This window comes from Chloroflexus islandicus (assembly GCF_001650695.1).
In the GTDB taxonomy this organism is placed as follows: Bacteria; Chloroflexota; Chloroflexia; order Chloroflexales; family Chloroflexaceae; genus Chloroflexus; species Chloroflexus islandicus.
On record NZ_LWQS01000077.1, the window covers coordinates 1 to 22,603 of the forward strand.

The 22,603-nt window shown below is 60.1% G+C and carries 19 protein-coding genes and 1 pseudogene; 15 read left to right on the forward strand and 5 right to left on the reverse strand.

Annotated elements, in window-relative coordinates; translation table 11 throughout:
• Positions 1-212: 212 nt before the first annotated feature.
• Positions 213-848, forward strand: coding sequence for a hypothetical protein (locus A6A03_RS15295; RefSeq protein WP_066790023.1), 636 nt, complete (start codon positions 213-215; stop codon positions 846-848).
• Between the two features lie 15 nt (positions 849-863).
• Here the strand turns inward: A6A03_RS15295 and A6A03_RS15300 are convergent, their stop codons facing one another.
• From A6A03_RS15300 to A6A03_RS15310, 3 genes are all read right to left on the reverse strand, one after another.
• A complete protein-coding gene (locus A6A03_RS15300) occupies positions 864-2,123 on the reverse strand; it encodes an MFS transporter (protein ID WP_066790024.1) in 1,260 nt (419 codons plus the stop codon).
• A gap of 150 nt (positions 2,124-2,273) precedes the next feature.
• Entirely contained in the window at positions 2,274-5,621 is a 3,348-nt protein-coding gene (locus A6A03_RS15305; RefSeq protein WP_066790025.1) for a S8 family serine peptidase, read from the reverse strand.
• 595 nt (positions 5,622-6,216) lie between these two features.
• The gene (locus tag A6A03_RS15310; RefSeq protein WP_066790026.1) at positions 6,217-6,657 is read right to left on the reverse strand and encodes a hypothetical protein; all 441 of its coding nucleotides are present in this window, start codon (positions 6,655-6,657) and stop codon (positions 6,217-6,219) included.
• A gap of 345 nt (positions 6,658-7,002) precedes the next feature.
• Here A6A03_RS15310 and A6A03_RS15315 point away from each other — a divergent pair, with 345 nt between their 5' ends.
• From A6A03_RS15315 to groL, 3 genes are read left to right on the forward strand one after another with little or no spacing between them, the layout of a single operon-like run.
• On the forward strand, positions 7,003-7,533 hold the full coding sequence (locus A6A03_RS15315) for a DoxX family protein (protein ID WP_066790028.1): 531 nt from the start codon (positions 7,003-7,005) through the stop codon (positions 7,531-7,533).
• Positions 7,534-7,589: 56 nt separating this feature from the next.
• The gene (groES, locus tag A6A03_RS15320; protein WP_066790029.1) at positions 7,590-7,883 is read left to right on the forward strand and encodes a co-chaperone GroES; all 294 of its coding nucleotides are present in this window, start codon (positions 7,590-7,592) and stop codon (positions 7,881-7,883) included.
• A gap of 5 nt (positions 7,884-7,888) precedes the next feature.
• Complete coding sequence (groL, locus tag A6A03_RS15325; protein WP_066790032.1) at positions 7,889-9,526, forward strand: chaperonin GroEL; 1,638 nt, start codon at positions 7,889-7,891, stop codon at positions 9,524-9,526.
• A gap of 139 nt (positions 9,527-9,665) precedes the next feature.
• On the opposite strand, the gene efp is transcribed toward groL, so the two are convergent.
• A complete protein-coding gene (gene efp / locus A6A03_RS15330) occupies positions 9,666-10,235 on the reverse strand; it encodes an elongation factor P (RefSeq protein WP_066790033.1) in 570 nt (189 codons plus the stop codon).
• 563 nt (positions 10,236-10,798) lie between these two features.
• Between efp and A6A03_RS15335 the strand changes: the two genes are divergently transcribed.
• From A6A03_RS15335 to A6A03_RS15355, 5 genes and pseudogenes are all read left to right on the forward strand, one after another.
• The gene (locus tag A6A03_RS15335; RefSeq protein WP_066790034.1) at positions 10,799-11,755 is read left to right on the forward strand and encodes a D-2-hydroxyacid dehydrogenase; all 957 of its coding nucleotides are present in this window, start codon (positions 10,799-10,801) and stop codon (positions 11,753-11,755) included.
• A 306-nt stretch (positions 11,756-12,061) separates the two neighbouring features.
• Positions 12,062-13,258 (forward strand): aminotransferase-like domain-containing protein, encoded by a 1,197-nt coding sequence (locus tag A6A03_RS15340; protein ID WP_066790037.1) that lies wholly within the window; start codon positions 12,062-12,064, stop codon positions 13,256-13,258.
• Positions 13,259-13,648: 390 nt separating this feature from the next.
• Positions 13,649-14,028, forward strand: a pseudogene (locus A6A03_RS15345) (GxxExxY protein).
• A 302-nt stretch (positions 14,029-14,330) separates the two neighbouring features.
• Entirely contained in the window at positions 14,331-14,552 is a 222-nt protein-coding gene (locus tag A6A03_RS15350; protein ID WP_066790039.1) for a hypothetical protein, read from the forward strand.
• Complete coding sequence (locus A6A03_RS15355; protein WP_216636355.1) at positions 14,549-14,824, forward strand: type II toxin-antitoxin system RelE family toxin; 276 nt, start codon at positions 14,549-14,551, stop codon at positions 14,822-14,824. Before A6A03_RS15350 ends, A6A03_RS15355 begins: the two co-directional genes overlap by 4 nt.
• Before the next feature lie 270 nt (positions 14,825-15,094).
• Here A6A03_RS15355 and icd read toward each other — a convergent pair whose 3' ends face one another.
• Entirely contained in the window at positions 15,095-16,897 is a 1,803-nt protein-coding gene (gene icd / locus A6A03_RS15360) for an NADP-dependent isocitrate dehydrogenase (RefSeq protein WP_066790040.1), read from the reverse strand.
• Positions 16,898-17,427: 530 nt separating this feature from the next.
• On the opposite strand from icd, the gene A6A03_RS15365 reads away from it, so the two are divergent.
• From A6A03_RS15365 to nuoF, 6 genes are all read left to right on the forward strand, one after another.
• Entirely contained in the window at positions 17,428-17,784 is a 357-nt protein-coding gene (locus tag A6A03_RS15365) for an NADH-quinone oxidoreductase subunit A (RefSeq protein WP_066790041.1), read from the forward strand.
• Positions 17,775-18,299 carry an NADH-quinone oxidoreductase subunit B gene (locus A6A03_RS15370; RefSeq protein ID WP_066790044.1) on the forward strand — a complete coding sequence of 175 codons (525 nt, stop codon included), beginning with the start codon at positions 17,775-17,777 and terminating at the stop codon, positions 18,297-18,299. Before A6A03_RS15365 ends, A6A03_RS15370 begins: the two co-directional genes overlap by 10 nt.
• Position 18,300: 1 nt before the next feature.
• Complete coding sequence (locus A6A03_RS15375) at positions 18,301-18,819, forward strand: NADH-quinone oxidoreductase subunit C (protein WP_066790046.1); 519 nt, start codon at positions 18,301-18,303, stop codon at positions 18,817-18,819.
• A gap of 3 nt (positions 18,820-18,822) precedes the next feature.
• Positions 18,823-20,058, forward strand: a complete 1,236-nt coding sequence (gene nuoD, locus A6A03_RS15380) for an NADH dehydrogenase (quinone) subunit D (RefSeq protein ID WP_066790048.1) — start codon at positions 18,823-18,825, stop codon at positions 20,056-20,058.
• A gap of 397 nt (positions 20,059-20,455) precedes the next feature.
• A complete protein-coding gene (gene nuoE / locus A6A03_RS15385; protein WP_066790050.1) occupies positions 20,456-21,148 on the forward strand; it encodes an NADH-quinone oxidoreductase subunit NuoE in 693 nt (230 codons plus the stop codon).
• A 42-nt stretch (positions 21,149-21,190) separates the two neighbouring features.
• Complete coding sequence (nuoF, locus tag A6A03_RS15390; protein WP_066790051.1) at positions 21,191-22,495, forward strand: NADH-quinone oxidoreductase subunit NuoF; 1,305 nt, start codon at positions 21,191-21,193, stop codon at positions 22,493-22,495.
• Positions 22,496-22,603: the final 108 nt, after the last annotated feature.

Below are 22,603 nucleotides of genomic sequence, written 5' to 3' on the forward strand. Positions count from 1 at the left end.
GGGTGAGGGTGATCAGCCCGCGCAGCGGGCTTCGTACTCCTAGCCCGGCCCTTCAGGGCCGGGCCTGCCATGCTCGCAGGAGATCGCTGCGCTGCGTGCGGGCAGCGCACCGCTCTGCCCTTGCGTGCGGCTCGCAATGCCAATACAGGAACTATCTTCGTCCCTTTTCCGTCATCTCATCAGAGCAGTTTTCTGATTGCAAGGGATTGCCTATGCGTGCGTTCCTCTCGACCGTTATCATCGCTTCATTTTTGCTCACCGCCTGCGGCGCGTCTACCGCCTCGGTGCCGGCCCAGCCGACCGCAGCGCCTGACCAACCCGTTCCTACGCAGCCGCCGGCGGCCACACGCGATCCGGCTGCGCCAGTGGTCGGAGACCCAACTGCGACGCCGTTGCCTGCCAATCCAACCGCACCGCCGGCTCCCGCTGCAACCGAGACGCCGGCTGCTCTGCCGCCAACCGCTGCGCCGGCAGCGACGCTGGTGCCAACGGTTTTGCCGATCAAGGAGACACCTATGCCGATTCAGCCCGCTCCTGCACCGAATGCTCAGCCGTTGACGCCGCCGTTTGATGGCTTTATTCAGCGCCAGATTGATGTGGCGAAGCAAGATTTGGCCCAGCGGTTGGGGGTCGATGTCGCCGCAATTGAGGTGGCTTCGGTTGAAGCGGTGACGTGGCCTGATGGATCACTCGGTTGCCCGCGGCCCGGCATGGCTTACATTCAGGTGTTAATTGACGGCTTGCGCATTCTGTTGCGGGTTGGCGATCAGCTCTACCCCTACCACAGCAGTGATAACCAACCGCCGTTCTTGTGCGAATCGCAGATGGGGCCGCGCGTGCAGCCGTAACTTCCACAGTATGCGTCAGCGTCGCCCCGGCAGCGTCTCGTACATCACCGTGGCGACGATGATTCCTGATAGCAGGGTGAGGCCGCCAACTGCGCCAATGGCCCAACTAAGCCCCAGCGCATCGGCTAAGCTGCCGGCTAACAGCGCGCCGAGCGCGTAGCCGCCGTCGCGCCAGAGCCGGTAGACCCCAACTGCCGAAGCGCGCCACGTGGGGTGGGCCACGTCGCCGATGGCGGCGAGGAGGGTGGGGTAGACGAGGGCGGTGCCGAGGCCGAGCAGGGTGCTGCCCAGTGCCCACATCCAGAAGCCTGAGGTCAGGATGAAGAGGAAGATGCCGCCGGCCTGCACGATCATGCCGAGCGTGATCAGCGGTTTGCGCCCCACGCGGTCTGAGAGCGCGCCGGCGCCGAGTTGGCTGATTCCCCATACCGCTGGGTAGATTGCGGTCAAGATGCCGATGTCGCCGATCGACAGACCGTGCAGCGCAAAGTAGAGCGGAAAGAGACCCCACGCCATGCCGTCGTTGAGGTTGTTGAACATACCGGCTTGGCTGACGGCGAAGAGCGCGCGATCTTTCCAACTGGTGAGCAGCAGGATGTGCGCAAACGACGGTTGCGCGGCAGACGGCGCATCGTTGTGATGGGTGCGCGCTTCGACGGCAGCATGCCCCTGCGTTTCGCGCACCAAGAAGATCGAGCTGAAGAGGCCGGCGAGGGCGATAATGATCCCGATAATAAATGGTTGCGGGCGCAAGCCATACGCGGTGGCAAGGTAGCCGGTGCCGAACGCCGCTGCCGAGACGGCCAGATAGCCGGCGGCTTCGTTGAGGCCCATGGCTAAACCGCGTTGTTGGGGGCCGACCAGATCGATCTTCATGATGACCGTGGTTGACCAGCACAAGCCTTGATTGATGCCAAGCACCACATTCGCAAAGACGATCCAGTCCCAGCTTGGCGCGAAGATGATGATCACCGGCACCGGCAGGCCAACAATCCATCCCGCGATGAGCACGCGCTTACGGCCAATCCGATCACTGAGCCTGCCGGCAAACAGGTTGGCAAGCGCTTTGACAATGCCAAAGCTGACGATAAAACTCAAGATGGCGGTTTTGGAGGCTAAGCCGAAATCAATTTCGGCCAGCAATGGCAAGACGGTGCGTTCGATACCGACCATGCCGCCGACGAAGGCGTTGATCAAGACGAGCAGGCTGAATTGCGTCCCATTGGCGCGTAACCCAAGCTGGAGGTTGTTGTGGATAGACGGTGCTGCTGGCATAGAAGAACGTAATATCAAATAATGTTCGATAGCACGCAACTATACCATGGCTCTACTGGGGCGAGTGTTGTGTGTATGCGATAAAGTACGTCCTCCTATAGTCTGTTTACTATAGGAGGGCGTTGTCGGTGTATAGGGTTTAGGTTGTGCTTACGGACGCACTACCTCGCCGCTGAACGGCTTGATGTACGTGCCGAAGAAGGACGGGCTGGTCAGTTCGGCGTAGTTCGTCCACCGTCCGATCCGGACGCCTTGCGCGCGGAAGGTGATCGTCACTGTTTGACCCGGTGTGCCGGGGGTTGTTGAAATGTAGACGTCGTTCGATCCGGCGGTTGGAAGTGTGCCGATCACAGGGCCAAAGCCGTCGTCGCTGTAGATGTTGGCCCCGCGATTGCCGAACAGGTTCTCGGCGCCGATCGTGACATACCCAAAGTCGCCGTTGGAAAGAGTTGGCCCGTAAGAGTAAGAGATGTCCTCAACTCCATTCAGCCCGATCCAGATCTGGAAGGTGTTCAGTTCACCATCACCCCAATTTGGCGCGTTCTCCCATTCAAAGACGAGCCAGCAGGGGTTAGCCGGGTTGCTGCATGGGCCAATGCCAAGCAAGTAGGCGTAGTAGTTGCCGCCAGCGCTGCCGTCGAGATCGGTCCAGAAGGCGCCGAGCGTGTTGTTCGGACGGGCAGAGTTGGGGAAGGTGCGGTTGATGAAGCTAATGTCTGCCGCAGTGCCGCCGCCGGCTATCGCGTAACCGTTGCTCACCATCGCGATCGTGTTGTAGCTCTGGCCGCCGAACAGGAATGGACGGGCGAGGGTAAAGTTGACCAGTGTCTCGTCACCAAGGCTAACGTTCGGCGGTGCGCTAAGACTGGCCAGTGAGAGATACCCATTGAAGCTCAACCGGCCTGCGCTCACGTCTGGCGGGGCGGCTCCGGTTAAGGTGCCGCTGAAGGTGACGCCGTTGCCGCTTTCGGTTGCGCCGCCGGTGACGCTGCCGCTGACCAGCTTCAACTGATTCGGCAGTGTGTCGTTCATCGTGACGGTGACGTTGTTGAAGGTGGTATTGCTGATCGTGATCGTGCAGTTGGTCGTACCGCGCAATGCCAGCGTCGCCGGATTACACTCCTTCTCCATACTGATTGCCGGTTCTCCCCGCACGATCGTTACTGGGAAGCGCACTTGACAGCCGTTGCGCTCCGTAAAGACGACGACGGCATGCCGCACTTGGCCGACCGGTACATCACGCGCATCAACCGTGATGTTGAAGGTGTAGGTGCCGTTGGCCGGAACAAAGAACTCTTTCGGTACGATCACTTTGAAGTCGCGCGGTTGGCCGGCTTGGTACGAGATGCTGCTCTTGTAGAAGCTGTTGTAACCCGACACTTCGCGCACCGTGCGGCTGACCGTAATCAACCCCGGCATGTTCGGCACGTAGAGGCTGGGATAGTTCGCGTTCCATAGCTCATTCTGCAACGTGACATAATTCGTGCCGGTTTCGTCAAAGGTCAGGCCCGGGTCCCACGCTTTGCGCAGCTCGATCCGGCCTGAACCTGCATCGAACGGCGTGAAGCGAGTAACCCCATCTTCTTTGAAGACGCCGGCAGCTTTGGCCGTCGTCATTAAGGCCGACTTGATCTGTCCCGGTGTCCACGTTGGGTTGAGCCACTTGAGCAGGATGGCGGCGCCAGCGTTGTGCGGGCTCGACATCGAGGTGCCGCTGAGGAAGGCGAATTGCGGTACGGGCGTGCCGTATTCGATAGCTGTGTAACCGGCCAAAATGTTGACGCCGGGAGCCGTCACATCGGGTTTGCTGATGCCAAGCGTTTGGCCGGGGCCGCCGCGTGAGCTGAAGCCGGCAATCACGTCACCCTGTATCGGGCCGGGAGCGCCGGCAGTGAAGGTGGCGGTTGCGCCGGGGTTGGCCGAGAGGAAGGCGAGCAGCGCTGTCCCATCCGTGTTTTGAATATGCACGGTCGGGATGCTGTGGAAATCGGCGTCAAGACTGCTTGGTGATGGGTTGTACAACACCATGCCGATTGCGCCGCCGGCGGCAACGTTGGCGCTTTTGGCGACACGGGCAATCACACCGCGTTGGCAGACTACGATCCTGCCGGTGAACGATCCCGGTGCGGCTGGGTTGAGACAGAGCGGGTCGCCGGTGTTGACGACAATTGGCGCTGGGGTGGCAATGCCGGCGCCGCTCGATGCGCCGACGGCGGTGAAGGTGCCGCTCACGCCGGTAACGGTCAGCGTGCTGAGGTACGACCGGTCTGAGGTGCTGGCTGCCACCGTTGCTACCCACGGTTCGCGGTGGTTGACGGTGTTGGGGCCGGGGCCGCTGTTGCCTGCTGAGGCCGACACCAGAATGCCGGCGTTGTAGGCGTCAAGGAAGGCGAGCGAGGCGATGTCGGTGTAGGGGTTGGTGCCGCCGCTGATCGAGAAGTTGATCACATGCACGCCGTCGCGGATCGCTTGTTGCACCGCTGCCGCCGAGTCGCTCGAAAAGCAGCCGAGCTCGCCGCAGACCTTGTAATTGATAATGTAGGCGCGTGGCGCAATGCCCGAAATTGTGCCGAATACCCGGCTGCCATCACTGGCTGGCACGCCGCGGTTGCCGGCTGCCGTCGAAGCGGTGTGGGTGCCGTGACCGTCATCGTCGCGACCCGACAGGAATTCGTAGGGCTCTGTGCCGATGAAGAAGTCGTAGAGTGTCATGAAGCGGTATGAGCCGATCAGTTTGTTGTTGCAGGTAAATGGTGCGTCACCGGGTGTCGCACTGCCAAAGTTGCAATCGCGCGTGCCGCCGGGGTTGCCCGGTGCTGGCGGTGGAGGCGCATACGGCTTGCCGAGCGGGTCGGGGTCTGAGAATGACGGATGTTCTGGCCAGACGCCGCTGTCGAGCACGCCAAAGATGACGCCTTCGCCGGCAAAAGCCGAACCGCCGCCGCGGCTCCACGCTGTAGTTGCGCCAATGAAGGTGGGGGTGCGGTAGGTCTCGATTGTTTCAATGCGGTCGTTAATCACCCCGATGACATTGGGCAGCCGGTAGAGTTGATCGATCTGATTAACCGGCGCTGCTACTGAGACGCCGCCGATAATGAGATCGAAGCGGTGAGTGACCATGAGGCCGGGGACACGTTGCTTGGCTTGGGCAACGAGTGCGTCAATTTCAGCGTTCAACTGGCGCAGGTATTGCTGGGCAGCGGGGGAATTGAGATTGGTGATGCCGTTCTGCGCCATAAAAGAGGCTAGTGAAGGCGAGTCGAGCTTGAGAAAAACGCTGGCAAGGCTGCCGTCGCGCGAGAGGGCAAGATTTTTGTTGACGGCTACATCTTCGCGGCTCGTAGCGGTTAATGGCTCAATGGTGAGCGGTGTGCCGGGTCTGGGGCGGTCAGGGCCTGATTGAGCTTCAACGTGGCGTAAGGGTGTGATTCCAGCGAGGATGAACGACAGCAGCAGCGTTAGGCCCACGAGAACATGTCGTGGAAATACGCGACTCATGATTCCCCCTTCATACAATTTGCTCCTACCAAATACGGCATACCCCTTTGTATGGCGTTGCAGAGTTATCTTGGCTCCACCTCCTTTCGTTCATGAACGCGACACAACAAACCCTAGCGCGTAACCTTGGTTGCTACGAGCCGAGATAATACGCATGCTAGCCAATACAGACAAAGTTTATTGTAGTAGATGCTTTGGTGGGTTTCAAGAGGGAGAATCGGCCAAACCAGAGCGCGTAAAAATGACAATATTTTAAGTAAATTGATGAAAGTATTGTCATTTTTGAGATGATTCACTGTAGATGAGGCTTTATAACACGAATGAGCGTGATGGGCTTGGGCCGCTTGTCGAAACTCCTGCTAGTGACATCGTTTATAGATACGATGAGCGTCAGGCGACATAGCCCAATGCCCTCGCTCAACTGGGGGATCAGCTTAGCGAGGGCTGATTACAAGTGGTTGTTCTTGTTGAATGCGATGATTTGGAGCGGTGTCTGCTCGGCGGTGGCGGGTCGATCTCAAACGTGCGCTTGCGATGGGTCAAGCTCATGACACGAGCGAGCTATGGAACCGGTGCAAACATTGTATCCGTAGCGTTACGATCGCAGCATCCGGGCAATAATTTGCTCGAATTCGTCACACTCTTCCACTAGCGCCACAACTACGGTGCGAAAATATTTGCTGTCAATGAGTTGCAGCTCGGCGTTGTGCATGCATGAATAAACTTGCCGGTTTTGAATCTCTTCGATGCACCAAAAACCGACTTTGCGTTGAGCGTTGCGTTTGAGGAGGATTGTTGAGAGATAGTGCGGAATCTGATCTTCTGAATTGAACATGATGGCGCTAGGTACCGAGAACTCGAGCGTAGTGTCGTAGCGTGTGATGTAGAGGATTTGCGTGCTGCCTGATCGTGCAGTGAAGCGCAGCCTAGCTTGCTTACTGTTAATGTCACTCACAGTCCAGCCATTATCTGCGGCAAAACGCTGGATCGTTCCTTGAAAATTCGCCCCTGAAAATAGCGAAGCAAAACTAGACATGGCTATCCTCGCATTCTATAAGAGTAGCACTGTTAAGCCGATGATTTCTATCTTATCACGCGCTAGGTCACAGAGTCAATGTTCTTCTCTAACAAATGTTTACTGTTCTCTTTGATGTGTAATGCTATTGTGAAGCGGGAACATGTACTTGTGCCAGTCTGATGATGCAACGCCGGCGGCCCAACGCGCTTTATCTTCTAACACATTACTAACACTCCGTTGATAGCGATCTAACATCGCTTCTTTATTTACTCAAGTGTACGCCTGTTTGAATCAACATCGCTGTACAGCGGAGCGCGTGAGCGTGACGCTGCTGTGCGTTGGCGATCAAGGAGGTGGTACGCGATGACGATGGATCTTGGCCTGCTCATTCTGCAAGTGGTGATTGGCCTGTTGATGATAGGCCACGGTGCGCAAAAGCTGTTTGGCTGGTTTGGCGGCCAAGGCTTGCGCGCTACCACTGAGTGGCTGGCGAGCATGGGTCTGCGCGCGCCACGCTTTTGGGCGCTGATGGCCGGTCTGGCTGAGTTCGGCGGCGGCTTGCTCTTCGCCCTCGGCCTGCTCCATCCGATCGGCCCGCTGGCGATTATCGCGGTGATGATCGCGGCGATTGCTCTCGTCCACTGGTCGCATGGCCTGTGGATCAGCAAGGGCGGCAGCGAGTACAGCCTTGTGCTCGCGGTGCTGGCGGCAGTGATGGGGCTGTGGTCTCCCGGCGCCTACTCGCTTGACCGCGTGCTTGGCATCGCTTTGCCGCAACCGCAGACCTTCTGGATCGGCCTGATCCTCGTGCTGGTTGCTGTGGCCTTCGCGCTGTTGAGCCGGCAACGCCAGCCGCTGGCGGCGCCGCGCAGCGCTGGGCAAGCCGCTAGCTAGTCGCATTGGGGCGTCGCCCGCGCGGCGCCCCGCACTCAGACAACAGGAGGTTGCCTGTGCAAGTTCGACCGTTGCATGATCGGGTAGTGGTGAAACCCAAGCCGCGGGAAGAGAAGACCAAAGGCGGCATCTTTCTGCCCGATACCGCGAGCAAAGAGCGCCCGATGGAGGGTGAGGTGATCGCGGTTGGGCCGGGCCGGCGCGCTGACGATGGCAAGCTCATCCCGATGAGCGTGAAGGTTGGCCAACACGTGCTCTACGCCAAGTACGCCGGCACTGAGTTTAAGATCGACGAGGAAGAGTATCTGATCCTGCAAGAGAAGGACATTCTCGGTATCATTGAGGAGTAAGCGATATGGCGAAGCAACTGATCTTCGATCAGCAAGCCCGCACTGCGCTGAAACACGGTATCGACACCCTTGCCCTCGCAGTGAAGACGACCCTCGGCCCCCGTGGCCGCAATGTCGCTCTCGATAAGAAGTGGGGCGCGCCGACCGTCACCCACGACGGTGTGAGCGTCGCGAAAGAGATTGAGCTGAAGGATCCGTTCGCGAACCTTGGCGTGCAACTGCTCAAGCAGGCCGCCGTCAAGACCAACGATGTCGCTGGTGACGGTACCACGACGGCGACCGTACTGGCCCAAGCGATTATCAACGAGGGCTTGAAGCTGGTAGCCGCTGGCGCGAACCCGATGTTGCTCAAGCGCGGTCTCGATAAGGGTGGCCAAGCTTTGGTCGCCCGCATTAAAGAGCAGGCGATCACCCTCAAGACCCGCGATGAGATCCGCAATGTCGCCACCATCTCGGCCCAAGATGCTGAGGTTGGCGAGTTGCTGGCGACCGTCATGGATAAGATTGGTCGCGACGGCGTCGTGACGGTCGAAGAGGGCAAGAGCACCCACCTCGAGCACGAGCTGGTCGAGGGGATGCAATTCGACCGCGGTTATATCTCGCCCTATTTCATCACCGACTCGGCCCGCATGGAGGCGGTGCTCGACGAGCCCTACATCCTGATTACCGATAAGAAGATTAGCTCGATCAAGGATCTGCTGCCCATCCTTGAGGCGGTGCTGAGCAGCGGCAAGAAGGATCTGCTCGTGATCGCCGAGGATGTGGACGGCGAGGCGTTGGCGACGCTGGTGGTCAACAAGCTGCGCGGGACGCTCAACGCGCTGGCGGTGAAGGCCCCCGGCTTCGGCGACCGGCGCAAGGCGATGCTGCAAGACATCGCGATCCTCACCGGCGGTACGGTCATCTCCGAGGAGATTGGCCGCAAGCTTGAGAGCGCGACCCTGCAAGACCTTGGCCGTGCCCGCCGCGTCAAGGCCGACAAGGATAACACCGTGATCGTCGAAGGTCACGGCGACAAGCAAGCCATTCAAGCCCGCATTGCCCAACTCAAGCAGCAGATCGAGACCACGACCTCGGATTACGATCGCGAGAAGCTGCAAGAGCGGGTGGCGAAGCTGTCGGGTGGCGTGGCCGTGATTAAGGTTGGCGCGCCGACCGAGCCGGCGATGAAGGAGCGCAAGGCCCGTGTTGAAGACGCGCTCAACGCGACCCGCGCTGCGGTTGAGGAGGGGATCGTACCCGGTGGCGGTGTCGCCTTGCTCAACGCCATCCCGGCGCTCGATCACGTCACCACCCAGTTTGAAGAGGAGCGCATGGCGCTCAATGTCCTCCGCCGCGCGCTCGAAGAGCCGCTGCGCCAGCTCGCGACCAACGCCGGCGAGGATGGTTCGGTGGTGGTCGAGAATGTGCGTAACGAGCAGCGCAAGCGCAACAACAACCACTTCGGCTATGACGTGATGACCGGCAAATACGTCGATCTGATGGAAGCTGGCATCATCGACCCGGCCAAGGTGGTGCGCACCGCGCTCGAGAATGCGATCAGCGTCGCTGGGATGGTCTTGACCACCGAGGCGTTGATCGTCGAGGCCCCCGAACCCAAGAAGAACAGCAATACGCCGCCAATGCCGGATGACGATTTCTAATCCGGTGACGAATCCTGTAAAGCCGCACGGCTGTGCGGCTCCCTAACCATCAGGTGATCGGGGTCAATGGGTAGAGCCGCACGACTGTGCGGCTCTACGGTTATACCGTGATCGTGACGACCGCCGTATGGCGGTACCGTTACACCCGCGTGATATATTCGCCGGTGCGGGTATCGATCTTCAACACGTCACCCTCGTTGACGAACGCCGGCACCTCAATCACCGCCCCCGTCTCCAGCGTAGCCGGCTTGGTCACGTTGGTCGCCGTATCGCCGCGCACCGCCACCGTCGTCTCCACCACCTTCAGGTTGACGAAGATCGGCAGCTCAACGCCGATGATCGTTTCCTTCTCAGCGTCGTAGACCAGCTCGACGGTTTCGTTCTCTTTCATAAACTTCGCCGCGTCACCCACCAGCTCCGCCGAGACCGGAATCTGGTCGAAGGTGTCGTTATCCATAAAGATGAAGCTATCGCCCTCGCGGTAGAGATACTGCATCGGGCGGCGCTCGATGCGCACGATGTCAATTTCGGCCCCGGCCCGCACCCGATCTTCAATTACCTTGCCGGTGGTCAGGCTCTTCATCTTCATACGCACGAACGCGCGCCAGTTGCCCGGCGCGACGTGCTGAAACTCGATGACCTGATAGAGGTCGTTGTTGTAGCGAATCACAATCCCGTTGCGCAGATCTGAGGTCGTTCCCGCTGCCATGCCAATATGCTCCTCGTGATAACTTTTTTGCGACAACATAACACAAGCCGGGCAGGCTTCGCTTCCCGGCGAATGCTATCACTATAGGCGGAAACGCGATTCTGTGCAAGTGAAGGCGCAGTAGAGACGGACGGCTGTCCGGCTCCGCAAAGGTACGCACAGTAGAGCCGGACGGCTGTCCGGCTCCGCAAAGACGCAGAGGTCGCCAAGATCGCTAAGGGTTTTTGGGGAATGGTACGAGCGCACTTGTGCCCCACCTATAAATACTTCGCGCCCTCTGCGTTCTTCGCGCCTTTGCGTTTTCCGTCTTCGCGCCCTCTGCGTTCTTCGCGCCTTTGCGTTTTCCGTCTTCGCGCCCTCTGCGTTCTTCGCGCCTTTGCGTTTCCCGTCTTCGCGTCCTCTGCGTTCTTTGCGTTTATCATCCTCTGCGTCGTTGCCCCCTTTGCGCCTCTGCTTCGTTTGCGTCTTTCTCTATAAACCGTTCTCTTGACTGATCAGCCTTTTCCGTAGATTAGGTACAATACCCTTGGAATCGTTCCATCACCCATCCTTGAGGAGACTCCATGAAGCTCGTGTTGCCCGGTCTGCTGCGCGATGAACTCCTCCCCCGGATTGAGGCCGTTGCGCCGCAGGCGACCATTGTATGGTACGATCAGCACGGTGAACCGGAAGCGCCGATCGCCGATGCTGAAGTGCTCTTGCGCTGGTTTTTCACCCCCGAGCAGTTGGCCCGCTTGGTGCGCCAGATGCCGGCGCTACGCTGGCTCCACATTCCCCGCGCCGGCGTGGACGGCTCGCTCATTCCTGAAATTGTCGAGCGCGACATTATCGTCACCAACTCCGCCGGCGTGCATGCCATCCCGATCAGCGAATTCGTCATGCTCTTCGCCCTCAGCCACGTCAAGCAAGCCGCTCGCCTGCACCAGTTGCAAGCCGCTCACCAGTGGCGCGAGCAAGACATGCAACTGCGCGAGTTGGCCGGCACGACGATGCTGATCATCGGTCTCGGCCAGATCGGCCAAGCCATCGCCGCACGGGCCAGCGCCTTCGGCATGCGGGTGTGGGGATCGCGCCGCAACCCGCGCCCGATGCCCGGCGTCGAGCGGGTGGTTGGTGAGGGGGAATGGAGATCACTCCTCCCGGAGGCCGACTTTGTCGTCATCGCAGCGCCGCTGACTCCCCTGACGCGTGGCATGTTCGGCAGAGCAGAGCTGGCGCTGATGAAGCCAGATGCCTACCTCATCAATATTGCCCGCGGCGAAATCGTTGACGAAGCCGCCTTGATCGCTGCGCTCCGCGATCGCCGCATCGCCGGCGCTGGCCTCGATGTCTTCGCCCAAGAGCCGCTGCCGCCCGACAGCCCCTTCTGGGAGCTGCCAAACGTCTTTGTCACGCCGCATATCTCGTGGAGTTCGCCGCATATTCGCGCCCGCACGCTCGATATCTTCGCCCGGAATCTGCGGGCATTTTTACAGAACGAACCGATGATCAACGTCGTTGACAAACAAGCCGGATACTAGAGACGCATCGTAGAGCCGGACGGCTGTCCGGCTCCGCAGAGGCGCAGAGGATGATAAACGCAAAGACGCAAAGATCGCAGAGATCGCGAAGGTTTTTTGGGAATGGTACAAGCGCGCTTATGCCCCACCATACAAAATACTTTGCGTCCTTTGCGATCTTCGCGCCTTTGCGTTAAAACCTTAGCGTTCTTAGCGTCCTTCGCGCCTTTGCGTTAAAACCTTAGCGTTCTTAGCGTCCTTCGCGCCTTTGCGTTAAAACCTTAGCGATCTCTGCGCCTGATGTGTTGATGTAAGGAGTATACGTTCATGACCTCAACCGCCGACCGTCTCATCGATCTGTTCGCCACCCGCGTGCGCGAGGTGACGCCGCCGCTCTTCGGCGCTGCCGGCGAGGCGGCCCGCCCAGTGATTAGCCTTGCCTACGGCCTCGCCGACCCCGACCTCTTCCCCCGCGCCGAGCTGATGGCCGCCGCTGCCGAGGTGCTGGCCTACGAGGCCGCCGAGTCGCTCAACTACGCCATGTCCTACCCCGGCTTGACTGACCAAATCGTGGAGCGTCTGCGGGCCGAGGGGGTTGCAGCCCAACCCGAACAGGTGCTGGTGGGGTATGGCTCCGGCCAGATTCTGGCCCTCTTGCCCGAAATCTTTGTCGATCCGGGGGATGTGGTGATCATTGAAGGGCCGAGCTTTCTCGGCGCGGTCAAGCGGTTTCTCCAGAGCGGCGCCCGGCTGGTGACAGTACCGGTTGACGAGCACGGCATGGATGTCGCGGCGCTAGCCGATGTCTTGCGCCGTCTCGCCGCCGAAGGCCGGCGTCCGAAGTTCATCTACACCATTCCCACCTTCCACAACCCAACCGGCGTCACCCTCAGCCTCGAACGCCGCCGGCAGTTGGTGGCGCTCGCCGCCGAATACGGCGTGCCGGTGGTCGAAGACGACGCCTACCTCGATCTGCGCTTTGCCGGCGAACCGCTGCCCTCGCTGGCCGCCCTCGATCAGGAAGGCTGGGTCATCCGCGTTGGCACCTACTCCAAGATTCTCGCTCCCGGCCTGCGCATCGGCTGGGTGTATGCCCGCCGTGAAATCATCGACCGCCTGCTGATGGTCAAAGCCGAAGGCACCACCGGCCCCTTCATCACCCGCGTCGTCGCCCGCTTCAGCGCCGCAGGCCGGCTTGAGCGGCACATCGCCGCGCTGCGCCAGCACTACGCCGCCAAGTGCGCAGTCATGGCCGCAGCGATCCGCCGCCACTTCCCCGCCGGCGCGCGCTTCCTGCTACCGTCCGGCGGCTTCTTCATCTGGGTCACGCTCCCAGCCGGCGTCAGCGCCAACGCCCTCCTCGCCGCCGCCCGCACCCGCGGCGCCGAATTCCTCCCCGGCACGGCCTGCTTCGCTGAACCCGGCCACGGCGACGACGCCATCCGCCTCGCCTTCAGCTTCCAAAGCAGCGCCCAGATCGAAGAAGGCATCGCCCGCATCGGCGCCGCCTTCAACGACCTCTAAGCCGCAAAGGGAGCAGAGACGCCGTAGAGCCGGACGGCTGTCCGGCTCCGCAAAGGACGCAGTAGAGCCGGACGGCTGTCCGGCTCCGCAAAGGACGCGAAGAATTGTTGTATGGTTGGGGCACAAGCGCGCTCGTACCATCCCCAAAAAACCTTAGCGCTCTCTGCGTTCTTAGCGCCTTTGCGTTTAAAGTCTCTGCGCTCTCTGCGTTCTTAGCGCCTTTGCGTTTAAAAATCTCTGCGCCTCTGCCCCCTCTGCGCCTTTGCGTTTAAAAATCTCTGCGTCTCTGCCCCCTCCGCGTCTCTGCCTCGTGTGCGCCTTTGATTCGCAACTTTTAGCCGGTTCCTGCGGTTTCTATAGTAGAGACCGTTACAGCCAAAGGAACCAACCATGCACGAAAACATCCTCAGCCGCCGCATCATCACCGCCGCCATCGAAGTGCATCGCGCCCTCGGCGGGCCGGGTCTGCTCGAACGAGTCTACGAAGAAGCCCTGATCTGGGAGCTGGCGCAAGCCGGGATTGCGGTTGAGCAACAAAAATGCTTGCCGATCCAGTACAAACACACCACCTCGCCACCCCGCTGCGCGTCGATCTGCTGGTCGGCGGGTTAGTCATCGTCGAATGCAAAGCCGTCGAAACCTATCACGACATCTTCACGGCGCAAGCCCTCACCTATTTGCGGTTATCCGGTCTCAAGCTCGCACTCGTCATCAACTTCGGCGAACGGCTGCTCAAAAACGGAATCCATCGCGTCGTCAACCGGCTATAACAAGGCGCAGAGGGAGCAAAGACGCAGTAGAGCCGGACGGCTGTCCGGCTCCGCAAAGGACGCTAAGAATTGTTGTATGGTTGGGGCACAAGCTCGCTTGCACCATCCCCCAAAAACCTTCGCGACCTTAGCGTTCTTAGCGTCTTTGCGTTTAAAAATCTCTGCGCTCTCTGCGTTCTTAGCGCCTTTGCGTTAAAAAATCTCTGCGCCTCTGCCCGCTTTGCGCCTTTGGTTTGTTTTGCGTTACGCTGGTTTTGCCGCTACAATGCCAGTAGCAATAATGTTCGCAGAAAGGCACTGCTATGACCGCTGACGACATAGCCCAAAGCGTCCAGTTCATGCTCGACCGGCGCGGCAACCTCACCGCAGTAGTGGTATCGCCGGAGTTGTGGCGGCAGATTGTTGCGGCATTAGAAGAAGTCGAAGATCGAACCCTCGTCCAAGCGTTGCAAGAGCGCATTGCCGCCGGGCCGGTTGCGTCAGGCGCCTTGCGGTGGGCAGATGTGGATCAGGAGTGGGAGTGAGCTACGATCTTTTTCTGGAACCAGAGGTGCATGCCGCGCGCCACACCCTACCCGGTCATGTACGTCAGCGCATCCGCCGGATCATCGCCGATCTAGCGGTCACACCACGTCCACCGGACAGTATTGCGTTGAATACAGCCAATATTGATCTACGCTCCGGAATCGAAGTGCGCCGGATACGCATGGAACGCTGGCGTATCATCTATGCTGTCTGCGATGATGAACGATGGATGGGTTTGGGTATTGGCGTTGCGTCGTCGTCCGCCGTATGATTACACCGACCTGCCGGAATTGCTTGAGCGGTTGTAAATGTCAAGGCGCAAAGACGCCGTAGAGCCGGACGGCTGTCCGGCTCCGCAAAGACGGGAAACGCAAAGACGCCGTAGAGCCGGACGGCTGTCCGGCTCCGCAAAGGTCGCTAAGGTTTTTTGGGGATGGTACAAACGCGCTTGTACCCCAACCCTACAACAATTCTTAGCGTCCTTTGCGATCTTAGCGCCTTTGCGTTTACCCCTCTGCGCCTCTGCTCGCTTTGCGCCTCTTTACTCAGCGACGTGGCTGAAGATGTCGGTCTCCGAGATGATCCCGATCGGCTCACCGTTCTCAACCACCGCCAGCCGGCGGATGTTGCGCTCGACCATCAACGCCGCGCACTCGGCAATCGGCGTCTCAGGACTGACGCTCAACAATGGCCGTGAGGTCAGATCACCCACGGTCAGGCCATTAACGGCTCGCCCTTCGCGCACCACCTTCTTCAGCACGTCGCGCATCGTCATAATGCCCCACTGACCGCTCGCGTCAGGCTTGACGATCACCGAATGGATATTGCGCCCGCGCATGTAGATCGCCGTCTCGCGCAGCGACGCCTCCGCCGGCACGGCCACCACGGCCCGCGTCATCACCGCCCCCACGCTATCGTGCGGGTAGACCTTGCCATCGGCCCGGCGCAAAATCTCCGGCCCAAAGGTCTCTTCGGGGTGCGGCACCTGCCCGGCAGCGATCTTCTCCATATTGGCGATAATCAAGCTGCCGAACTCCGAGGTCTTCACCTCGCGCGCGCCCTCCATCAGGCGGGCAAAGTCGTAGGTGACGGTCTTGTCGGCGATAGTGCGCTCAAGCCCGGCGATAATCAGGTCGGCGGCTTCCGTCCACCCCATGTAGCGCAGCATCATCTCGCCCGACAGAATCACCGAACCGGGGTTGACCTTGTCGAGGTCGGCGTACTTCGGCGCAGTGCCGTGGGTCGCCTCGAAAATGGCGTGGCCGGTGACGTAGTTGATATTGCCGCCGGGAGCGATGCCGATCCCGCCTACCTGCGCTGCCAGCGCATCCGAGAGGTAGTCGCCGTTGAGGTTCGGCGCGACGATCACATCAAACTCGTCGGGCCGCGTCAGCACCTGCTGGAAGATAATGTCGGCGATCGTGTCCTTGACCAGAATCTTGCCGCTGGCCAGCGCCTCTTTCTGCTCGGCATTGGCCGCCGCTTCGCCGCGCGCCGCCTTGGTGCGCTCCCACTGCGCCCACGTGTAGACATAATCGCCAAAAGCGCGCTCGGCGTATTCGTATGCCCAATCGCGGAAGGCGCCCTCGGTGAACTTCTGGATGTTCCCCTTGTGCATGATGGTGATGCTCTTCCGCTTATAGTTGATCGCGTACTGGATCGCCGCCGCCATGATTCGCTCGGTACCGATGCGGCTGATCGGCTTGATACCGATGCCCACCTCGATCCGGCCCTCCGGCGCCTCGCCGATCAATTGGCGGAACTCATCGGTCTTTTCCGGGGTGCCGAAGCGAATCTTGTCGAAATCTTTCGGAAATTCGCGCTGCAAAAATTCGATAATCTTGGTCGCTTCCGCGCTGCCGCCCCGATACTCGATGCCGGTGTAGACATCCTCCGTGTTTTCGCGGAAGATGACCATATCAACCTTTTCCGGGTGCTTGACCGGCGAAGGTACGCCGGGGAAGTGGCGTACCGGACGCTGGCAGACATAGAGGTCGAGATGCTTGCGCAGGGCGACGTTCAGCGAGCGGATGCCGCCGCCGACCGGCGTGGTAAGCGGGCCTTTGATCCCGACCAGATACTTCTGAAAGATCTCGATCGTTTCATCCGGCAGCCAGTTGCCGGTCTGCTGGAAAGCCTTCTCACCGGCCAAGACCTCGACCCACTCGATCTTGCGCTTGCCGCCGTAGGCCAGCGCCACCGCCGCATCAAACACGCGCACGCTAGCCCGCCAGATGTCGCGACCCGTGCCATCACCCTCGACGAAGGGAATGATTGGGTGATCAGGCACCTGCAAGCGCCCGTTAACGATTTGAATGGCCTCGCCTGCTGGCGTCGAGTTCATCTTCCTGCTCCTTCACACCTTACAATAGATTGCGGCCTGTATTATAGCCGACAATTGCTGTCTTGACTACTGTCAATGTTGCAAGATAATTCCAATTGATCGCCCAACATTTGCACACCTCCTGCACGGAATTGATAGGCACTGTAGAGCCGGACGGCTGTCCGGCTCCGCAAAGGACGCATGTAGAGCCGGACGGCTGTCCGGCTCCGCAAAGATCGCGAAGGTTTTTGGGGAATGGTACAAGCGCGCTTGTGCCCCGCCATACAAAAAACCTTTGCGCCCTCTGCGCCCTTCGCGTCTTTGCGTTAAGATTCTTAGCGCCCTTTGCGTTCTCTGCGTCTTTGCGTTTAAAACTTAGCGCCTCTGCTCGCTTTGCGCCTCTGCCTCAATTGCACAGCTATTTTCAGATAGATCGCACTGATAATTTCCTTAGATCGTGCTGATTGACACAACCCTGAAGACAGGTATAATTCCTTTGACACCTCCATCCGCGCTGGCTGGTCCCGCGATTGCACGCTGTGAGGCTGCTTATGTTTGACGCCTACATTCCGGTGCTGATCCTCTTTCTGATCGCCGTGTTTATTGCCGCCTTCGTGATCACCTTCTCGGCTCTGCTCGGCCCGCGCCGCAGCACTCCGCGCAAGCTCGCGCCCTACGAGTCGGGCATGGATCCGGTCGGCCCGGCGATCCGGCGCATCCCGGTCAAGTTCTATGTCGTGGCGATGCTGTTCATCGTGTTCGATATTGAAGTCGTCTTCTTTTATCCGTTTGCGCTCGTCTTCCGCGACCTTGGCCCAGCCGGCCTCGCGGTTATGGGTGTCTTCTTTGTGGTGTTGCTCGTCGGCTTTGTCTACGAGTGGAAGAAGGGGGCATTGCGATGGGAATAGAAGAGAAGGCCGGCAATTTGGGCATTGTCACCACCACCCTTGAGACGGTGGTGAATTGGGGCCGCACCAATGCGATGTGGCCGTTGCTGTTTGGTCTCGCCTGTTGCGCGATCGAGATGATGGGGGCGCAGGCGAGTAATTACGATCTCTCCCGCTTTGGCATGGAGCTGAACCGCGCTTCGCCGCGCCAAGCCGATCTGATGATCGTCGCCGGGCGGGTGTCGCGTAAGATGGCCCCGGTTGTGCGCCGCCTGTACGACCAGATGCCTGAACCCAAGTGGGTGATCGCGATGGGTGATTGCGCGGCATGCGGCGGGATTTTCAATAACTACGCGATTGTCCAAGGCGTTGATGAGGTGGTGCCGGTCGATGTCTATGTCGCTGGCTGCCCGCCTCGTCCCGAAGCCTTGATCGATGGCATTATGATGCTCCATCAGAAGGTGATGCGCGAGAAGATTAACGGCAAGAAGGAAGCGCCGATCCGGATTGAGCATCCGCTTGTGCAGGTGAAGTAGTATGGATAATCAGACGGTGCTTGCCGCGTTGCGCGCAAAGGTTGGCAAAGAGATTCTGGCGGTGAACGAGTTCCGGGGCGATCTGAGCGTGACGCTGACGCCGGCTGGCTATCTGGCGGCGGCCCAGTTCTTGCGCGATGATCCGGAGCTTGCCTACACCTTTCTCGAAAATCTCTGCGGGGTCGATTATCTTGGCCGCAAGCCGCGTTTCGAGGTGGTGGCCCACCTTACCAGTATGCGCCATCGCCACCGTGTCTGCCTCAAGGTTGGCTGCGATGAGCCAAATCCGGCGGTGCCCTCGCTGACCCCGCTCTTCCCCACCGCCAATTATCAAGAGCGTGAGACGTTCGATTTGCTGGGGATTACCTTCACCGGCCATCCCTCGCTCACCCGCATCTTGTTGCCCGATGATTGGGTCGGCCACCCGCTGCGCAAGGATCATCCGCTCGGCGACGAAGAGATTGCGTTTTCGTTTAACCAAGACCGCATCTACGCGCGCAAGCCGTTTGCGAGGGAGTAGTGTATGGCCGAACCGATTACTGTTCCTACCCCCCAACAGATCATTGAGCCGGCCATCGCCGGACGCACCGAGACGATGGTGCTCAATATGGGGCCGCATCACCCCAGTACCCACGGCGTGTTGCGCTTGGTGCTGGAACTCGATGGCGAAGTCGTGGTCAATGTCGCCCCCGATGTCGGTTATCTCCATACCGGCATCGAGAAGACGATGGAGAGCAAGACCTATCAGAAGGCGGTGGTGTTGACCGACCGCATGGATTATTTGGCCCCGCTCTCGAACAATCTCTGCTATGCGCTGGCGGTCGAGAAGTTGCTCGGCGTTGAGATTCCCGAACGCGCTCAGATTGCGCGCGTCTTGCTCACCGAGTTGCAGCGCATTTCGTCGCATCTGGTCTGGCTCGGCACCCATGCCCTCGATCTAGCGGCGATGAGCGTCTTTCTCTACGCCTTCCGCGAGCGCGAGCAGATTCTCGATATCTTCGAGCTGGTCTCCGGCGCGCGCATGATGACCAGCTATTTCCGCATCGGCGGCCTCGCCTACGACCTGCCGGCGGATTTCATCCCCACCGTCGAGCAGTTCCTCGCCATTATGCCATCCCGCATCGACGAGTACGAGGATCTGCTGACCGCGAATCCGCTCTGGCTGGAACGCACCGTCGGCGTCGGCGTGATCGATGCCCAATCAGCGATTGCCCTTGGTCTCACCGGCGCCAACCTGCGCGCCACTGGCGTTGCCTACGACGTGCGCAAGGCGATGCCCTACAGCGGCTACGAGACCTACTCGTTTGAAATTCCGATCGGAAAAAACGGCGACATCTACGACCGCTATCGCGTGCGCATGGCCGAGATGCGCCAGAGCGTCAAAATCGTACAGCAGGCGACCGAACGGCTGCGCGAGTTGGGGCCGGGGCCGGTGGTCACATCGAACCGCAAAGTGGCTCCGCCGCCGAAACACGAGATTACCGAGAGCATGGAGTCGCTGATCCATCACTTCAAGTTGTGGACAGAAGGCTTCAAGCCACCGCGCGGCGATGCCTACGTGAGCATCGAATCTCCCCGCGGCATCCTCGGCTGCTACGTGGTAAGCGACGGCAGCCCCAAGCCGTGGCGGGTTCACTTCCGCGCGCCATCGTTCATCAATTTGCAGAGTCTGGCCCACATGGCCAAAGGCCGGCTAGTCGCCGATCTGGTCGCGCTCATCGCCAGCCTCGATCCAGTCCTCGGCGAGGTCGATCGCTGAACATGACTCCCCTCCCCCAGCGCTAGCGGGGCCGGGGGTGGGGCAGCTCCCCTCTCCCCGTCTACGGGGAGAGGGGCTGGGGGAGAGGGGTCATAGTGCCGGCGGCGCAGATACAGCAGCACCCCTCCCCCAGCGGGAGCGGGGCCGGGGGTGAGGGCCACAATGCCGGTACCTGCTATCAAGCAGTTCCCCTCTCCCCGTAGACGGGGAGAGGGGCTGGGGGAGAGGGGTCATAGTGCCGACGGCGCAGATACAGCAGCACCCCTCCCCCAGCGGGGAGAGGGGCCGGGGGAGAGGGGTCATAGTGCCGGTACCTGCTATCAAGCAGTTCCCCTCTCCCCGTCAACGGGGAGAGGGGCTAGGGGTGAGGGGTCAATATCTATCCACGGAGGAGACCGTGTCGCTAATTGAAACGCATCAAGCTGAAATCGAGGCCATCGTCGCTCGCTACGCCAGCAAGCGCAGCGCGGTGTTGCCATTGTTATACCTTGCTCAAGACACCTACGGCTATCTGACCGATGACGCCATTCGCGAGGTAGCGGCGATCCTAGAATTGCCGGCCACTGATGTCTTCGAGGTGGTCGGGTTTTATACTCTTTTCTACAACCGTCCGGTCGGGACATGGGTGCTGCAAGTGTGCGATGATGTGCCCTGTTGTTACTGCGGCGCCGAGGAGCTGATCGCGGCGCTGAAGCAGACGCTCGGCATTCGCGAAGACGAAACCACACCTGACGGGATGTTTACCTTGCAGCGGGTGAAGTGTCTGGCCGCGTGCGACCGCGCGCCGGTGTTGCAGGCAAACCTCGACTATGTGTACGATGTCACCCCCGACCGGGTGCAGGCGCTGTTGAACGATCTGCGCTCCCGCGCCGCCGAAGCGCGCAAGCGCGGCGTTAGTGGTCGCTTCGCCGAAGATTACGAGTTCACTCGCGATGGCCGGCTAGTGCAGATCGAGCGGTTTGCTCCGTACCGTCCACGCGAGTTTGTCATCGAACCACCCGCTGCGCCGGCGACGCCGCCGCCGTCGGTGGCCCCCGAAGCCGATGCTGGGCTTGACCGGCCTGATACCCGCAAGGCCTCGCCGTTGTGATGCTGCGCCGCTGCCGTTGGGCGCGCTAGAAAGTTGAGTGCGATGGGGCTGAGTGAACATATTGTGATGCGGGAACTCGATATTCCCGAGATTGCCGATTTTGAGGTCTATCGCCGCCACGGCGGCTGGGAAGCGTATCGCTATGCGCTGACCGAAAAGACGCCGGCTGATATTGTCCAGATGGTGAAGGAGTCTGGTCTGCGCGGGCGCGGCGGCGCTGGCTTTCCTACCGGCATCAAGTGGGGCTTTCTGCCCAAAGGCGTCTATCCCCGCTACCTGCTCTGCAATTGCGACGAGTCTGAGCCGGGGACGTTCAATAACCATCAGATTATCGATAAGAATCCCCACCAGTTGATCGAAGGGGTGGCCTTATCGGCCTACGCGATCGAGGCCAATGTGGCCTACATCTATATGCGCGGCGAATTCGCCGCCGCCGCTCGCACGCTCGAACGGGCGATTGCGCAGGCCTATGCCGCCGGCTTTCTTGGCAAGAAGATTCTCGGCACCGATTTTGATCTCGATATTTACGTCCATCGCGGCGCCGGGGCCTATATCTGCGGCGAAGAGACAGCGTTGATGGAGTCGCTGGAGGGCAAGATCGGCCAGCCGCGCCTCAAGCCGCCGTTCCCCGCCGTGGCTGGTCTGTACGGCAAGCCGACGATTATCAACAACGTCGAGACGCTGGCCAACGTGCCGCGCATTGTCGAGAAGGGTGTGGCGTGGTACCGCTCGCACGGCACCGAGAAGAGTCCCGGCACCAAATGCTTTTCGCTCAGCGGTCACGTCAACCGTCCCGGCAACTACGAGCTGCCCTTCGGCGTACCCTTGCGCGAACTGATCGAATCGCCCGAATATGGCGGCGGAATGAAGGGTGGCCGTCCGGTGAAGATTATCATTCCCGGCGGCGCATCCGCGCCGTGGCTCACCGCTGACCATCTCGATGTGCCGCTCGATTACGAGAGCGTCGCCGCCGCCGGTTCGATGCTCGGTTCCGGCGCGGTGATTGTGCTCAACGATACCGTCTCGGCGCCGCACGTCGCCTACAAGATGGACGAATTCTTCAAGCACGAGAGCTGCGGCAAGTGTACTCCCTGCCGCGAGGGCACGCACTGGCTCGTACGCGTGCTCCATCGTATGGTAGAAGAGGGCCATGCCACCGCTGCCGATATTGATACGCTGCACGGCATCTATCGCCAGATGGCCGGCAACTGCTTCTGCCTGCTCGGCGAAAGCGCCGTGATGCCGATCAAGAGCGCGTTGCAGCTCTTCCCGCACGAATTCGAGGCGCTGGTGAAACAGAGCAGCCACCGGAATGGCCACCATATTCCGCTCATGGTTCACCGGTAGCGCAACGCGGGGAGGTAGGGAGTGGGGAGTAGGGAGTGGGGAGATGTGGCAATGGCCGTTCCCCTCTCCATCCGAGCTACCGCAGCTCCCCTCTCCCCGTCTACGGGG

What these genes read in the sequence shown, in the direction of transcription:
- A6A03_RS15340 (WP_066790037.1), top strand. Translation starts at nt 12,062, where the DNA reads ATGACCTCAACCGCCGACCGTCTCATCGATCTGTTCGCCACCCGCGTG.
- A6A03_RS15310 (WP_066790026.1), bottom strand. Translation starts at nt 6,657, where the DNA reads ATGTCTAGTTTTGCTTCGCTATTTTCAGGGGCGAATTTTCAAGGAACG.
- A6A03_RS15375 (WP_066790046.1), top strand. Translation starts at nt 18,301, where the DNA reads ATGGATAATCAGACGGTGCTTGCCGCGTTGCGCGCAAAGGTTGGCAAA.
- A6A03_RS15370 (WP_066790044.1), top strand. Translation starts at nt 17,775, where the DNA reads ATGGGAATAGAAGAGAAGGCCGGCAATTTGGGCATTGTCACCACCACC.
- A6A03_RS15315 (WP_066790028.1), top strand. Translation starts at nt 7,003, where the DNA reads ATGACGATGGATCTTGGCCTGCTCATTCTGCAAGTGGTGATTGGCCTG.
- A6A03_RS15305 (WP_066790025.1), bottom strand. Translation starts at nt 5,621, where the DNA reads ATGAGTCGCGTATTTCCACGACATGTTCTCGTGGGCCTAACGCTGCTG.
- A6A03_RS15300 (WP_066790024.1), bottom strand. Translation starts at nt 2,123, where the DNA reads ATGCCAGCAGCACCGTCTATCCACAACAACCTCCAGCTTGGGTTACGC.
- icd (WP_066790040.1), bottom strand. Translation starts at nt 16,897, where the DNA reads ATGAACTCGACGCCAGCAGGCGAGGCCATTCAAATCGTTAACGGGCGC.
- nuoD (WP_066790048.1), top strand. Translation starts at nt 18,823, where the DNA reads ATGGCCGAACCGATTACTGTTCCTACCCCCCAACAGATCATTGAGCCG.
- efp (WP_066790033.1), bottom strand. Translation starts at nt 10,235, where the DNA reads ATGGCAGCGGGAACGACCTCAGATCTGCGCAACGGGATTGTGATTCGC.
- nuoF (WP_066790051.1), top strand. Translation starts at nt 21,191, where the DNA reads ATGGGGCTGAGTGAACATATTGTGATGCGGGAACTCGATATTCCCGAG.
- groL (WP_066790032.1), top strand. Translation starts at nt 7,889, where the DNA reads ATGGCGAAGCAACTGATCTTCGATCAGCAAGCCCGCACTGCGCTGAAA.
- A6A03_RS15335 (WP_066790034.1), top strand. Translation starts at nt 10,799, where the DNA reads ATGAAGCTCGTGTTGCCCGGTCTGCTGCGCGATGAACTCCTCCCCCGG.
- A6A03_RS15350 (WP_066790039.1), top strand. Translation starts at nt 14,331, where the DNA reads ATGACCGCTGACGACATAGCCCAAAGCGTCCAGTTCATGCTCGACCGG.
- A6A03_RS15365 (WP_066790041.1), top strand. Translation starts at nt 17,428, where the DNA reads ATGTTTGACGCCTACATTCCGGTGCTGATCCTCTTTCTGATCGCCGTG.
- A6A03_RS15295 (WP_066790023.1), top strand. Translation starts at nt 213, where the DNA reads ATGCGTGCGTTCCTCTCGACCGTTATCATCGCTTCATTTTTGCTCACC.